The organism is Flavimaribacter sediminis (assembly GCF_019492055.1).
Taxonomy (GTDB): Bacteria; Pseudomonadota; Alphaproteobacteria; order Rhizobiales; family Rhizobiaceae; genus Flavimaribacter; species Flavimaribacter sediminis.
Window position 1 is genome coordinate 1,166,924 of the sequence record NZ_JAICBX010000002.1, and the last position, 13,764, is coordinate 1,180,687.

A 13,764-nucleotide genomic window follows, 5' to 3' on the forward strand; every position below is an offset into this window, starting at 1 on the left:
ATTTAACGTGGCAAACAACACACTTCAATGACATTCTCGCCACAGTCGAGTAACTAGAATGCGATTTCAGAGAAAAAGTTCCGAACAGGCCAAAAAGCGTCCGCCGTCAGACGGGCGCTCCGCGGGTAAACTGGCCAGCTGGCCGGAATCGAACCAGATAGGAAGGCAGAACTGATTCGATGGTCGCGGGAACGACGCCCATGCCTTCCAGGGTCCGGCCTTCGGCGATCGCGGCGTCCGAGACGATCGTGTCGCCCTTGAGCAGTTGCACCTGGTCGTAGGTGAGCATCGGATCGATGAGCGGAACAAGCGACATCAGACGCCCCATGACGCCGGCGACAGGCCAGGGAATGTTGGCGTAGAAGCGCTGGCGACGAATGACCTCGAGCATATAGTCCAGACACTCCTTGAAGGTCAGCACTTCGGCGCCGCCGAGCTCCCAGGTCTTGCCGCGCTGGATTGCTCCATCGACATCGCGGGCGAAAGCCTCCGCGACATCCACAACATAGACCGGCTGGAATTTGGTTTCGCCGCCGCCAATCAGCGGAAGGAAAGGCGAGAAACGCGCCATATCGGCGAATTTGTTGAAGAATTCGTCTTCCGGACCGAAAATCACGGAGGGACGCATAATCGTCGTTTCCGGCAGGATCTCGCGTATAGCCTGTTCGGCCAGACCCTTGGTGCGGGCGTAATCGGACTCGCTTTCGGGATCGGCGCCGATCGCCGACATGTGGGTCAGCGGCACGCCGGCGGCGCGACAGGCCTCGGCCACGGCGCAGGCGCCGAAATCCTGGATGCTGTCGAAGGTGTTGGCGCCCTTGGGAAACAGGATGCCGACGAGATTGACGACATGGTCGGACCCGGCGACGGCCCGGTCCACGGAGGCGCGATTGCGCAGATTGGCCTGGACGCCGACGATCTGGCCGACATTGCCGAGCGGCTGAAGAAAGCCTGCAAGGTCAGGGCGGCGAACGGCGACGCGGATATAATACCCCCGGCGGGCGAGCGCCTGGACGAGATGGCGGCCGACGAAACCCGAACCACCGAATACGGTGACCACTTTCGGAGATTTGCGTGTCATCATGATGCGTACCTGACTTCGAAACGTTGTCTCCGTCATACGGAAATCCGACGCCGAGGTGAAGTCCCGGCAGACCGAATCATCAAATATGTCAGGGGCGGCGGACCATCAATATCCGGCTGGCCGGATCCAGGCCCGGCGGCGCCTCGTCGTGGAACCGGTCGCGCAATTGCTGCGGCGCATGATCGAGCGGCAACTCGACAAATCCGCGCCGACAATAAAACGGGGCGTTGAACGCAACGGCGCGGAACGTCGACAGCGCGCAACGGGCTGCGCCATCCCGGCGCGCGCGCCGTATGTACGCGTCCAGAAGGGCCGAGCCCACGCCCTTGCCCTGATGATCGGGATGCACCGACAATTCCCTGAGATAGAGACAGTCGACCATGTCGAGAGCGGCCGCAAACCCGATCGGCCGGCTGCCGGCGTCGCAGGCGACGAAGACCGGACCGCCCGACAGGACCGGCATGAAATCCTCCAGGGGAACGGGCGGGTGTTCCGCGATTGCGGCAATCGCCGGATCAGAAACGGTTGCGAACAGGCGCGCGGCGGCGTGTTCAACGCGATGAAGGATCGGCGGATCGCCGTCCTGCATTTCCCGTATGCGAACGGACATGATGGTGGCCCCGACGCATTGTCGCAGGATCTAGCAGCCTTCGACGATGACGAGTTCGGCGTCCGCCACACTCTGGCGAATGGCGCGGGCTTCTGTGTATTCGGGCGAATTGTAGCAATCGAGCGCATCCTGTTTCGATGCAAACTCGATGACGACGTTGCGGCCGCGGTTCGGACCCTCCAGATCCTCGAAGGCGCCGCCGCGGGCGAGAAATCTCGCTCCGTAGCGTTCGAAGGCGGGCTTTGCGCCAGCCACATAATCCTTGTAGCGCTCCGGGTCGCGCACATCGACGCGGGCGATCCAATAGGCTTTCGTCATTTTTCGTTTCCTCCGGTAGGGCGTCTCGTGGAACTGTTACGCCGGGGCATAATCCATTTCGGCGAGGATGGCGCGCGCCGCCGCCGCGGGATCGGCCGCCTTGACGATGGGCCGCGCCACGACCAGATGGCTGGCGCCGGCCTTCAAAGCGTCCGCCGGCGCGACGACCCGTTTCTGGTCGCCGTGATCGGCGCCCGCCGGGCGAATGCCGGGCGTGACGACGGCCATATCCGGTCCGACGATGCCGCGGACCATCGCCGCTTCGCGGGCCGAACAGACAACGCCGCCCATACCGGCGTCGCGCGCCTGTTTCGCCCGCCTGCCGACCAGCGTCGCGGGATCATCCGCGTAACCGGCGTCCTTGAGATCGTCCGCGTCCATGGATGTCAGCACGGTGACGCCGAGCAGGCAGAGATCCGAGCCGCGCGCCGCCTCAACGGCCGCCGCCATCGCTTTCGGATAGGCGTGCAGGGTCAGCATGGAAACATTCATTGCGACGACATTCTCGACGCCGCGGGCCACCGTGTTGTCGATATCCAGGAGTTTCATGTCGAGAAAGATCTTTTTGCCGGAGGCGATCAGGTCGCGAGCGAATTCCAGTCCGCCCGCAAACACCAGCTGATAGCCGATCTTGTAGAAATCGACCGTGTCATCCAGCGCCGCGACGACCTTTTCCGCATCGCCGATCGTGGGAAGATCCAATCCGACTATCAGCCTGTCCCGCACCGGTTGCATCCGCCTCGTCTCCTGTGATGTCGAATCCGCATGACCCGTTTGGCACGCCGGACCGGCGGGTTCAAGCCGGGCGGGTGGATTTTCGGAACGCCTGCGCCCGTTCGTAGAGCTGCAGGCAGGTTTTTTCGAGATCGGCGCGATCCTGACCGTCCTGCGGCCAACCGTCCTCGTCGAAGGCGAGGTCGGATTTGCCGATGCAACACTGGGCGGCGATCACGTCGGAGTCGAGACGCCCGAGCATCCGGCGCAACTGGTCGGCGACCGGACCCGCCTCTCCTTCGGCTCCGCCCGCCGCAACAAGCCCAACCACCCGGTCCCGCCAGGGTTGCGCCGGGCGTTCACCGGCGCTTGCGCGCGCCGTCCAGGCAATGAGATTGACGAGCAGGGGCGGGACAACGTCGTGAAGCGAGGGGCTCGATATCAGCACGGCGTCGTGATGGCGGATCATGTCGCCCAGCCGGGCGGCGATCTGCGGAACCACCGTGGCGTTGGGTCCGTCAGTGACCATCGGCAAGGGGTGGTCCAGCGGGGAAACCCGCGTGACTTCCGCGCCGCGCTGGGCGAGCACAAGCTGGGCCGCGTTGGCGAGCCGGTTGGCGGGCGAGCCGAAATTCAGGGATCCTGCGAGAACGAGTATGCGCGGCACCATAGATTTTGACACTCCGGCGTCTGTCTGTTCTTCAGGCCCGACGATAGATCCACATCTGGGCTGGCGGAATATTCCGGATTTCGACGCCGAAGCGTTCGACCGTATAGCGGCCGCGCCCGGCCGGAACCGGCGAGGTCGGACCATAGGAAAACTGGATCATTGGCCGGCCGTGCGCAATGCGACCGAGACAATCCTCGACCAGCGCGATGCGTTCGCCGACGCTGAAATTCAGAAGCGGCAAGCCGGAAATCACGCAGTCGAACCGGGTGTGGCCAAGTCCGGCCAGCGTCTTGTCGAGATTGAACGCGTCGCCCTTTATGACCTTGATTTCCGGATGTTCGACTTCGAGAAGCCGGCAGAAATGCTCGGAATATTCGACCGCGACAATGCGTTCCGGCGGCAGGCCGCGCCGCAACAAGGCCCGGGTAACCACGCCAGTGCCCGGACCCAGCTCCAGAACGGGCAGCCCCGAGGCTGCGCTGGCGACGCTCGCCATGCGGCGCGCCATGAATACGGATGTCGGAACGATGGCGCCTACCGATTTCGGCTGACTGACCAGACCCTTGAAAAACCGTAGATTACGGCTCAGATGCGTGGTCAGATGCCGCGGCAGGTGTGAGTGCTTGCCCAACGCCATCTCCGATTACGTATCAGTCGCTGAGCGTGTCGAAGAAATGCCGCATCTTTGAAAAGAAGCCGTGTGATTCCGGATTGTTTTCGTGGGACGAGATCGATTCGAATTCCTCCAGAAGCTCGCGTTGCCTGCGGGTCAGCTTCTGCGGCGTCTCGATCGAAATCTGGATGTACAGATCGCCCATCTGGGACGAGCGAAGCACCGGCATGCCCTTGGATTTAAGCCGGAACTGGCGGCCGGTCTGCGTGCCTTCGGGCACCTTGACGCGCGTCTTCGCGCCATCCAGCGTGACCACATCGAACTGTCCGCCGAGGGCGGCCGTCGTCATGGAAACCGGAACGTTGCAATAGAGGTCCGCGCCGTCGCGCTGGAAGAACTGGTGCGGCTTGACCGACAGAAAAATGTAGAGATCGCCGGCCGGACCGCTGCGCAAGCCGGCTTCGCCTTCGCCGGCCAGCCGTATGCGTGTGCCGTCCTCGATGCCCGCCGGAATGTTGACTGACAGGCTGCGCTCTTCGGTAACCCGACCCTGGCCCGAACACTTCTGGCAGGGGTCTGAAATCGTTTCGCCGCGGCCGTGACAGGTCGGGCACGTGCGCTCGACCGAGAAGAACCCCTGGGACGCGCGAACCCGGCCGGAACCGCCGCATGTGGCGCAACTGGTCGGGCTCGAACCAGGCTTGGCGCCGCTTCCCGAACACTCATCGCACTGGATGGAGGTCGGAACGCGGATCTGCGCGGTCTTGCCTGTGAAAGCCTCCTCGAGGCTGATCTCCATATTGTAACGCAGATCGCCGCCGCGCTCGCGGCCGCCGGACGAACGACGCTGGCGACCGCCGCCCATCATCTCGCCAAAGATATCCTCGAAGATATCCGAGAAGCCACCGCCTCCGCCGCCGAAACCGCCGTTGAAGCCACCGCCTCCGCCGCCTTCGAAGGCGGCGTGACCGAACTGATCGTAGGCCGCGCGCTTTTGCGGATCCTTCAGCGTCTCGTAAGCCTCGTTGACTTCCTTAAAGCGACGCTCGGCGTCTGCGTCGTCCGGATTCTTGTCCGGATGGAATTTCATCGCAAGGCGTCGGAAGGCGCTCTTCAGATCCTTGTCCGTTGCGCCGCGCGAGACGCCAAGCGTTTCGTAAAAATCCGCCTTAGCCATTCACGTGCTCCGCAGACAAATTCTCGTTCATTTTCCGTTTGCCATCGCGTTCCGGAAGACCGTCGAATGCGGTCCGGCTGAATGTGGTGATATTCATCCTGACCAATTTCGTACAGTTCGTTATCCAAGTAAATATTCAACTGAAGCCTGGGGAACACTATTGCTCCCCCGACAACAGAAAAACCGGCGCGAACGGCCAAAGCCATTCGCGCCGGCGATCATGGTGGTCAGGCCGACTTCTTTTCGTCGTCGTCGTCAATTTCCTCGAAATCGGCGTCGACGACGTCATCGTCGGCAGCCTGATCGCGGGCGGCGTCGGCGGCTGCATCAGCTTCGGCGGTTTCCGCCTGCTGCTGCTCATACATCGCCTGACCGAGTTTCATCGACACTTCGGCGAGGGTCTGGGTCTTGGCCTTTATGTCTTCGCCATCGGCTTCTTCGGCCGCAACGGCGATCTTGAGCGCCTCCAGGGCGTCCTCGATCGACTTGCGGTCTTCGTCGCCGACCTTGTCGCCGAAATCAGCCAGCGATTTCTCGGTCGAATGAATCAGGCTTTCAGCCTGGTTCTTCGCCTCGACGGCTTCACGGCGCGCCTTGTCGGTCTCGGCGTTGGATTCAGCGTCCTTGACCATCTGTTCGATGTCTTCGTCGGACAGACCGCCCGAGGCCTGGATGCGGATCTGCTGCTCCTTGCCGGTACCCTTGTCCTTGGCCGAGACGTTGACGATGCCGTTGGCGTCGATGTCGAACGTGACTTCGATCTGCGGCACGCCGCGCGGCGCAGGCGGAAGACCGACCAGATCGAACTGACCGAGCATCTTGTTGTCGGCGGCCATTTCACGCTCGCCCTGGAAGACCCGGATCGTCACCGCGTTCTGATTGTCTTCAGCGGTGGAGAAGGTCTGGGACTTCTTGGTCGGGATCGTGGTGTTGCGATCGATCAGACGGGTGAAGACACCACCGAGCGTTTCGATGCCCAGCGACAACGGCGTCACGTCGAGCAGCAGAACGTCCTTCACGTCGCCCTGCAAAACGCCAGCCTGGATCGCGGCGCCCATGGCCACGACTTCGTCCGGATTCACGCCCTTGTGCGGCTCCTTGCCGAAGAACTGCTTCACCGTTTCCTGGACCTTTGGCATGCGTGTCATGCCGCCGACCAGAACGACTTCGTCGATTTCAGCCGGCTGGATACCTGCGTCCTTCAGGGCCGCCTTGCACGGCGCGACGGTGCGCTGGACGAGATCGTCAACGAGGCTTTCGAATTTGGCCCGCGACAGCTTCATCGTCAGGTGCTTCGGACCGGTCTGGTCCGCGGTGATGAAGGGCAGGTTGATTTCGGTCTGCGAGGAGGACGACAGTTCGATCTTGGCCTTTTCAGCAGCTTCCTTGAGGCGCTGCAGGGCGAGCTTGTCGCCGGTCAGATCGATGCCTTGGTCTTTCTTGAATTCCTTGGCCAGATACTCGACCAGGCGCATGTCGAAATCTTCACCGCCGAGGAAGGTGTCGCCATTGGTCGACTTGACCTCGAAGACGCCGTCGCCGATCTCGAGGATCGAGATGTCGAAGGTGCCGCCGCCAAGGTCGTAAACGGCGATGGTCTTGCCGTCCTTCTTGTCAAGGCCGTAAGCGAGCGCGGCCGCGGTCGGCTCATTGATGATGCGCAGGACTTCGAGGCCCGCGATCTTGCCGGCGTCCTTGGTGGCCTGACGCTGGGCGTCGTTGAAGTAGGCCGGGACCGTGATGACGGCTTTCTCGATCGACTCGCCGAGATAGGATTCGGCCGTTTCCTTCATCTTCTGAAGGATCATTGCGGAAATCTGCGACGGCGAATAGCTATCGCCATTGGCTTCGACCCATGCGTCGCCATTGTCGGCCTTGACGATCTTGTAGGGGACGAGGTCCTTGTCCTTCTCGACCATCTTGTCGTCGTAGCGACGGCCGATCAGGCGCTTGACCGCGAACAGGGTGTTTTCCGGATTGGTGACGGCCTGCCGCTTGGCGGGCTGGCCTGTCAGACGTTCTCCGTCTTCACTGAAAGCGACCATGGACGGCGTGGTGCGCGCGCCCTCTGCGTTTTCGATGACTTTCGCGTCTGATCCATCCATGACGGCGACGCAGGAATTTGTCGTTCCCAGATCGATACCGATTACTTTTGCCATGTTTCATACTCCTTGAAGCGAACCGCCCGGACCCGTTGAGGCATTCCGATTGGCAGTCCCTAGCATAGTCTCTTATTTCCCCGGCGCGTGCGCGTGCGCCAGTGTTGCTGCGTATATAAGAAAGCCGTTTTCGGACTGCAAGACGGATTCAGAATTCGGTCGAAGCCCGAATGTGTCGCCGCGAGTAGCATTGTGCCGGGTTGCATGCAATAGCCGGAGACGCGCGACGCTCCGCTAGGCGCAATGCGACCGCGCCACGAAATCAGTCAGAGCCGACGAAATATCAGAAGCGGTAGCCGAGACGCGCGCCGACGGATTCAAGACCCGGATTGGTGTAGGCCAGATTGGCGTTGGAGAAGTGATTGTAGAAAATTTCCATCGTCACAGTCGAGGTGATGTCGTACCCCACGCTCGCCTGGAGATGGAACAGATATTCCGAACCGAGATCCTTGGTGACGCCGTTCGCGCTCGTGGTGACCTGCGAACTGACCCAGGCGCCGCCGCCGCTGAAACCAATATAGAGTTTCGGCGTGAAATAGGCCTGCCAGTTCAAACCGGCGTAGATGGTGTGGATGGCGTCGTCGGAAATGGCGATATCCGTGCCGAGATAGATCCTCGGCGATCCGATGAGGGACAGCGCATCGAAAGTCGGAGCAAGTATTTCCGCATTGACGACGCCGCCGCTGAAGTCGCTGGGCGTTGCCGGACCCCAGTCGTAGACGCCTCCGCCGAGTCGGACTTCCCAATAGTCGGAGTTCTTGCCGAAGACGATGCCGCGATGAATGAGCTCGTCAGCCTGAACCGGCTCGCTCGACGGCGTGATGTCGGCCGCACTGGCGCTGGCGGCAAGCAGTAGAAAACCCGCCACACTCAAAAAGAGCCGGTGAAATGGCCGCATGTTTTGGATGTCCCCTAACTCGATTAACGATTCTTAACAGACCGCGGCCCGGCCGATAATTCAAGGGGTTTGTAGAAAAGCGTTCGCAAAGAAAAATATGTGTTGTATTTCGGCATCAGTTGCGGCGGAAATACGACCAAACTGGAAGACTTCCGCATGCAATTTCGCCAGAATACATGCAATGGTAGTGTTTTACTGACCGAGAAGAATTTCAAGCAGGGTTGTCTGCCCGCCGCCAGAAGCATTGCCGCCGCCGACGGAGGCCGGCGGAAGCCTGCGATTCGTTGATCCCGTCTGTTCGGTCGATATCGCCGGGGAGGGAATATTGTCCTCCGGTCGCGTCGCCGGCGTTGCGACCGAATCGGCGCCCGACACGCTGTAGCCGACAGGCAGGCGGGCCATTGCGACGCCCTCATGCGCAGCGGTCATGAAACCGCGCCAGGCCTCGGCCGGCATCGTGCCGCCGGTGACTTTTTTGGTGGGCGTTCCGTCATCATTGCCGAACCACACGCCGGTCGTCAGGTTGGCGGTGTAACCGATAAAGAGCGCGTCACGGAAGGACTGCGTCGTGCCGGTCTTGCCGGCGGCGTCGCGCCGCCCGAGCGCCGCACGCCGGCCTGTGCCTTCGCTGACGACGCGCATCAGCATGGAATTCATCATGCCGACGATCTGCGGCCGCAGAACCCGCGGGGGATTGTCGTAGGTGTTTTCGAACAGCACCTTGCCCGACGCCGTGCGCACCCGCCTTATGATGTGCGGCGTCGCCTTGTATCCGCCATTCATGAAAGGCGCGTAAGCGGCCGTCAGTTCGGTGAGCGTGACCTCCGACGTGCCGAGCGCGATCGAGGCGTTGGCTTCCAGCCTGGACTCGATACCCATTCGATGCGCCGTCTTGACGACGTGACGCGGCCCCGCCTCCATGACAAGCTGAGCGGCGATGGTGTTCAGCGATTTTGTCAGCGCCTCGGACAGCGTTACCGGGCCGCGATACTCGTCGTCATAGTTGGACGGCGTCCATTTGCCGATCCTGACCGGCGTATCGTTGCGCACGGTCTCCGGCGTGCGCCCCATTTCCATGGCGGCGACATAGACGAACGGCTTGAACGCCGAGCCTGGCTGCCGCCTGGCCGTGGAGGCGCGATTGAACTGGCTCACCGTGTAGTCGAAACCGCCGATGAGGGCGCGGATGGCGCCGGCTCCGTCGATCGAAACCAGCGCGCCCTGGGTGACGTTCCTTTTTTCGCCCTCGCGGGCGATCGCTTCCTGGATGACCGCTTCGCCATGTCGTTGCAGACGGTGGTCGATGGTGGTGTCGACGATCAGATCCTGTTCGATCTTGCCGTCGAGGATATCCTCGAGCCGCTCCATGACCAGGTCGGCGGCGTAGTTCTCCGAACCGCTCCAGTAGCTGCGCGCCCGGGTGGGCGCCTGGGTCATGGCGGTGGTGATTTCGCGGTCGGTGACGAAATCCTCCTCCCGCATGGCTTCCAGCACGAGTTGGGCGCGGGCTTCGGCTGCGTCCGGGTCACGCGCTGGCGACAAACGCGACGGCGCCTTGAGCAGGCCGGCGAGCAGCGCCGCCTGGGCGAGATTGACGTCACGGGCGGATTTCTTGAAATAACGCCGGGACGCGGCCTCGACGCCGTAGGCGCCAGAGCCGAAATAGACCCGGTTGAGGTACATTTCGAGAATCTGGTCCTTGGTGAACTTCTGCTCCAGCCAGAAGGCAAGCATCACCTCCTGGGCCTTGCGCTCGATTGTGCGCTCCGGCGACAGGAAAAGGTTCTTGGCCAGCTGCTGTGTGAGCGTGGAGCCGCCCTGCACCATTCCGCCCGCCATCAGATTGCTGACCATCGCGCGGGCGAGGCCAATCGGATCGACCCCGAAATGCGAATAGAACCGGCGATCCTCGATGGCGATGACGGCCTGGGGAATGTAGGGAGACATGCTGGCGAGCGTCAGCGCCTCGCCGCCGGTGGCGCCGCGATTGGCGAGCGTGCCGCCGTCTGTCGACAGGATCTTGACGTTCGGCGGGCGTTCCGGCACCGCCCAGGTGGTCGCGCTCGGCATTTTTGCCGCATAGTAGGCCATCAGACCAGCGAGACCGATGGCCCCCCAAAGACCGATGACGAAACCCCAATAGAGGCTGCGTCGCGCCGCAACCGCGAGAAACCTGCGCAGCGCGCCGGATCGCCTGGCGCCCGAAGACGCCTTAGCGCCGCGTTTTCCGCGCCCGGACTTTCCGGACCGGCCAACCCTGTCCTTTGCGTCGGCCCGGAGATCGGACTTCCGGCCGGACTTGTCCAGCACAGGATCGATCTTCTTGCGGGTCTTTTTGTTTCTGGCCATGAATCCATCAAGGTTTTTGCGGTGCAGTGAACCCTAATTGCGGTTTTTTAAGGCGCCGTTAATCCTGACGAACGTCTGGCTTGCCGCACGCTCTTATCTTAACGCTCTGTCATTGCGTCGGAGTTAACGCTTGACCGACGCGAAGGAGGCGATTGTCGGATGGCCATGACAGGCGGACTTTCCCGGAAGGAAAGGGCCGAAGAATCCTATATTCATCTGGATGCCGGCAGGATCGGATGGGTCGACTACCTGAAAGGGTTCTCGATCCTGCTGGTCGTGATGATGCATTCCGTGCTCGGCGTCGAGGAGGCCATGGGGTCAGAGGGCTGGATGCATGTGTTCGTGCAGACGGCGCAACCGTTCCGAATGCCGGCTTTCTTCATGGTCGCCGGGCTCTTCCTGATGCGTTCCATCGACCGGCCGCTCGATCGCTACATCGATACGAAGGTCGTCCACTTTGTCTATTTCTACCTGCTGTGGCTGACGATCCAGTTTGCGTTCAAGGCGCCCGGCATGGCGTTGGAAGGCGGATTGGCGGCGCCGCCGATCGCCTGGCTGACGGCGCTTGTCCAGCCGTTCGGCACGTTGTGGTTCATCTATGTCCTGCCGATCTTCTTCCTCGTGACGCGGGCCCTGCGCCGACTGCCGGCGGCGGCCGTTGCGATCGCAGCGCTTGTCCTGCAGATGCTTCCGGTCCATACCGGCCTCGTCGTGATCGACGAATTCGCCAGCTATTATGTCTGGTTCTTTATCGGATACGCGTATGCCGACCACATCTTCCGGCTTGCCGATCTCATGAGAACGCGACTGCCCGCTTCGCTTGCCTTCAGCGCGATTGCTCTCGCCACAATCTGGTTTTTCACCGAATGGACGCCGTGGACCAGTATCGCGGCGTCGCATTGGCCGGGCGTATCGTTCGTGCTGGGGCTCGCCGGCGCAGCGGCGCTGATCGCGATTTGCGCAGCGCTAGACCGCTTTCACCTGGCGCGCGCCATCCGCTGGTGCGGCGCGCATTCGATCGTCATCTATCTGGCGTTCTTCCTGCCTATGGCGGCAAGCCGAGTCATCCTCGTCAGATCCGGACTGATCGACAACGCAGGCGCGGTGTCCTTGCTGGTCTGGATCGCGGCGGTCATCGGCCCGGCCGTCCTGTTCCTGCTGGTCGAGACATCAGGTTACGGCCGTTTCCTTTTCGAGCGGCCCGGCTGGGCGCGGCTTACGCCTTCGGGGCGGCAAGCGCGTCCATGATGCGGATCCAGGACCGGATGCCCTTGTGGAACGATTTCACGTCGTATTTTTCATTGGGCGAATGGATGCAATCGTCCTCCAGCGCGAAACCGACCAGAAGCGACTGCATGCCGAGCATCGACTGGAAGAAGCCGACAACGGGAATTGAGCCGCCCATGCCGACAAAGGCGGCGGGCTTTCCCCATTCCTCGGTCAGGGCCTTGCCGGCGCTCGCCAGCTCGTCGGACTCATAGGGCAGATGAATGGCGCCGGACGTTCCGTGCGCCTTGAATTCGACGGAACAATCTTCCGGAATGCGGGAGGAGACGAATTCCCGGAAGGCCGCGCGGATGGCATGCGGATCCTGTTCGCCGACCAGCCGGAACGAGATCTTCGCCGAAGCTTCCGCCGGAATAACCGTCTTGAAGCCAGGGGCCGTGTAGCCGCCCCAGACGCCGTTGATCTCGGCGGTCGGCCGCGCCCAGGTGAGCTCCAGCACAGAGCGGCCCTCTTCACCGGACGGTTTGGACAGGCCTACCTCGCTCAGAAAGGACTCCGCCGAGCGCCCGAGGCCGTCCCACATCGCCTTGATGTCGTCCGGCGTTTCGCTGACCCCGTCATAAAATCCGGGAATCGTCACCCGGCCGGTCTCGTCGTGCATCTCGCCGAGAATGCCAGTCAGAATATGGATGGGATTGGCGGCCGCGCCGCCGTAGTGGCCGGAATGCAGATCGCGGCTCGCCGCATGAACCGTGATTTCCTCGCCGGTGAGGCCGCGCAGGCTGACGGAAATCGCCGGCGTCTCCGCGTCCCACATGCCGGTGTCGCAAACAAGCGCCAGATCCGCCTTCAATTCGTCGCTGTTGGCCTCGAGAAACGGAATGAGCGACGGCGATCCGCTTTCCTCCTCGCCCTCGAACAGAATGGAGACGTTCAGCGGCAGGTCGCCACGCGTCTCTTTCCAGGCGCGGCAGGCCTCGACAAAGGTCAGAAGCTGGCCCTTGTCGTCGCTGGTTCCGCGACCGGTCATGATCTTGCGGCCGTCCGGCGTTTCCGAAAAGGTCGGCTCGAACGGGTCGGTGCTCCACAGTTCCAGCGGGTCGACAGGCTGCACGTCGTAGTGGCCGTAGAAAAGCACATGCGGCGCAGCGGCGTCGGCGCCGGCATGATGGGCGACGACCATCGGATGACCATCGGTCTTTCTCACGGACGCGTCGAAACCCATTTCCGACAGACTTTCGACCAGCCATTCAGCCGCCTTTTCGCAATCGCCGGCATGGGACTTGTCGGTCGAGATGGAGGGAATGCGAACCAGGTCCTTCAGGCGCCCGAGACTCGCCTCCAGACTGGCGTCGGCTGCTGAGAGAACGTCTTCGAGATCGGCCATAGCTGCTATGCTCCTTTGAAACGCCGGGACCATAGGCCTTGCCGGTCGCCGAATACAAGCGGCAATGATTGCATTTTCCGGGAGGCGGATAAAAAAATGCCACCGTGACTGGAGGGGGATGTCACGGTGGCGTTGGGGATGCAGGCGGCGACCCGGAGAGGGGGGATGAGGTCACCGCCCTATGTCTGACGCGGCGGGGGACATGCCTCTCGCCAGACATCGGCATTATCTAACTGCCGGTTCCTGATATTTGTGGAGACGAATGTGGCAATTCAAGGACACAATTGCCGCCGCAAGCCCGCAGGAACGCCGGCGACAGCGATTTCATCACCGTCGCGATCACGCGAATCCCGGGCGGGGGTCTGAAACTGAATATGCAGGCTCGATAGGAACTATCGGCGGGATGAATATTTGCCTGTTTCGGTCCGGATTCGGCAATGCGACAAGTTGTCATTAGAATCAAGGGTTAAGCTGAAAGATCACCCGAACGGGTGACCGCGGCGAAATTTCCGGCTTCGCACAGAAGCACAGAATCGGCCATTTCGGGGCGGTTTTGGA

The 13,764-nt window shown here is 61.9% G+C and carries 12 protein-coding genes; 1 reads left to right on the forward strand and 11 read right to left on the reverse strand.

The window, feature by feature from the left end:
• Positions 1–106 precede the first annotated feature (106 nt).
• From K1W69_RS13690 to K1W69_RS13735, 10 genes are all read right to left on the reverse strand, one after another.
• Positions 107–1,084 (reverse strand): complex I NDUFA9 subunit family protein, encoded by a 978-nt coding sequence (locus tag K1W69_RS13690; RefSeq protein WP_370688241.1) that lies wholly within the window; start codon positions 1,082–1,084, stop codon positions 107–109.
• Positions 1,085–1,172: 88 nt separating this feature from the next.
• Complete coding sequence (locus K1W69_RS13695) at positions 1,173–1,694, reverse strand: GNAT family N-acetyltransferase (protein WP_220228885.1); 522 nt, start codon at positions 1,692–1,694, stop codon at positions 1,173–1,175.
• 30 nt (positions 1,695–1,724) lie between these two features.
• Positions 1,725–2,012 carry a DUF1330 domain-containing protein gene (locus K1W69_RS13700; RefSeq protein ID WP_220228886.1) on the reverse strand — a complete coding sequence of 96 codons (288 nt, stop codon included), beginning with the start codon at positions 2,010–2,012 and terminating at the stop codon, positions 1,725–1,727.
• A gap of 36 nt (positions 2,013–2,048) precedes the next feature.
• Positions 2,049–2,747, reverse strand: a complete 699-nt coding sequence (gene pyrF, locus K1W69_RS13705; RefSeq protein WP_220228887.1) for an orotidine-5'-phosphate decarboxylase — start codon at positions 2,745–2,747, stop codon at positions 2,049–2,051.
• 61 nt (positions 2,748–2,808) lie between these two features.
• The gene (locus tag K1W69_RS13710; RefSeq protein ID WP_220228888.1) at positions 2,809–3,396 is read right to left on the reverse strand and encodes an NADPH-dependent FMN reductase; all 588 of its coding nucleotides are present in this window, start codon (positions 3,394–3,396) and stop codon (positions 2,809–2,811) included.
• Between the two features lie 31 nt (positions 3,397–3,427).
• Positions 3,428–4,033 carry a phospholipid N-methyltransferase PmtA gene (gene pmtA / locus K1W69_RS13715; protein ID WP_220228889.1) on the reverse strand — a complete coding sequence of 202 codons (606 nt, stop codon included), beginning with the start codon at positions 4,031–4,033 and terminating at the stop codon, positions 3,428–3,430.
• A gap of 13 nt (positions 4,034–4,046) precedes the next feature.
• On the reverse strand, positions 4,047–5,186 hold the full coding sequence (gene dnaJ / locus K1W69_RS13720; RefSeq protein WP_220228890.1) for a molecular chaperone DnaJ: 1,140 nt from the start codon (positions 5,184–5,186) through the stop codon (positions 4,047–4,049).
• A gap of 227 nt (positions 5,187–5,413) precedes the next feature.
• On the reverse strand, positions 5,414–7,345 hold the full coding sequence (dnaK, locus tag K1W69_RS13725; RefSeq protein ID WP_220228891.1) for a molecular chaperone DnaK: 1,932 nt from the start codon (positions 7,343–7,345) through the stop codon (positions 5,414–5,416).
• Positions 7,346–7,628: 283 nt separating this feature from the next.
• Positions 7,629–8,243, reverse strand: coding sequence for an acyloxyacyl hydrolase (locus tag K1W69_RS13730; protein WP_220228892.1), 615 nt, complete (start codon positions 8,241–8,243; stop codon positions 7,629–7,631).
• Positions 8,244–8,435: 192 nt separating this feature from the next.
• Positions 8,436–10,592: a transglycosylase domain-containing protein gene (locus tag K1W69_RS13735; protein WP_220228893.1), complete on the reverse strand. Its 2,157-nt coding sequence runs from the start codon at positions 10,590–10,592 to the stop codon at positions 8,436–8,438.
• A 159-nt stretch (positions 10,593–10,751) separates the two neighbouring features.
• Between K1W69_RS13735 and K1W69_RS13740 the strand changes: the two genes are divergently transcribed.
• Positions 10,752–11,840: an acyltransferase family protein gene (locus K1W69_RS13740; RefSeq protein ID WP_306308788.1), complete on the forward strand. Its 1,089-nt coding sequence runs from the start codon at positions 10,752–10,754 to the stop codon at positions 11,838–11,840.
• Here K1W69_RS13740 and K1W69_RS13745 read toward each other — a convergent pair.
• Positions 11,809–13,206 carry a dipeptidase gene (locus K1W69_RS13745; RefSeq protein WP_220228894.1) on the reverse strand — a complete coding sequence of 466 codons (1,398 nt, stop codon included), beginning with the start codon at positions 13,204–13,206 and terminating at the stop codon, positions 11,809–11,811. The two genes, K1W69_RS13740 and K1W69_RS13745, sit on opposite strands and share 32 nt — an antisense overlap.
• Positions 13,207–13,764: the final 558 nt, after the last annotated feature.

Excerpts from the sequence above, each read along its gene's own strand:
- K1W69_RS13690 (WP_370688241.1), bottom strand. The coding sequence starts at position 1,084 with ATGATGACACGCAAATCTCCGAAAGTGGTCACCGTATTCGGTGGTTCG.
- K1W69_RS13695 (WP_220228885.1), bottom strand. The coding sequence starts at position 1,694 with ATGTCCGTTCGCATACGGGAAATGCAGGACGGCGATCCGCCGATCCTT.
- K1W69_RS13700 (WP_220228886.1), bottom strand. The coding sequence starts at position 2,012 with ATGACGAAAGCCTATTGGATCGCCCGCGTCGATGTGCGCGACCCGGAG.
- pyrF (WP_220228887.1), bottom strand. The coding sequence starts at position 2,747 with ATGCAACCGGTGCGGGACAGGCTGATAGTCGGATTGGATCTTCCCACG.
- K1W69_RS13710 (WP_220228888.1), bottom strand. The coding sequence starts at position 3,396 with ATGGTGCCGCGCATACTCGTTCTCGCAGGATCCCTGAATTTCGGCTCG.
- pmtA (WP_220228889.1), bottom strand. The coding sequence starts at position 4,033 with ATGGCGTTGGGCAAGCACTCACACCTGCCGCGGCATCTGACCACGCAT.
- dnaJ (WP_220228890.1), bottom strand. The coding sequence starts at position 5,186 with ATGGCTAAGGCGGATTTTTACGAAACGCTTGGCGTCTCGCGCGGCGCA.
- dnaK (WP_220228891.1), bottom strand. The coding sequence starts at position 7,345 with ATGGCAAAAGTAATCGGTATCGATCTGGGAACGACAAATTCCTGCGTC.
- K1W69_RS13730 (WP_220228892.1), bottom strand. The coding sequence starts at position 8,243 with ATGCGGCCATTTCACCGGCTCTTTTTGAGTGTGGCGGGTTTTCTACTG.
- K1W69_RS13735 (WP_220228893.1), bottom strand. The coding sequence starts at position 10,592 with ATGGCCAGAAACAAAAAGACCCGCAAGAAGATCGATCCTGTGCTGGAC.
- K1W69_RS13740 (WP_306308788.1), top strand. The coding sequence starts at position 10,752 with ATGGCCATGACAGGCGGACTTTCCCGGAAGGAAAGGGCCGAAGAATCC.
- K1W69_RS13745 (WP_220228894.1), bottom strand. The coding sequence starts at position 13,206 with ATGGCCGATCTCGAAGACGTTCTCTCAGCAGCCGACGCCAGTCTGGAG.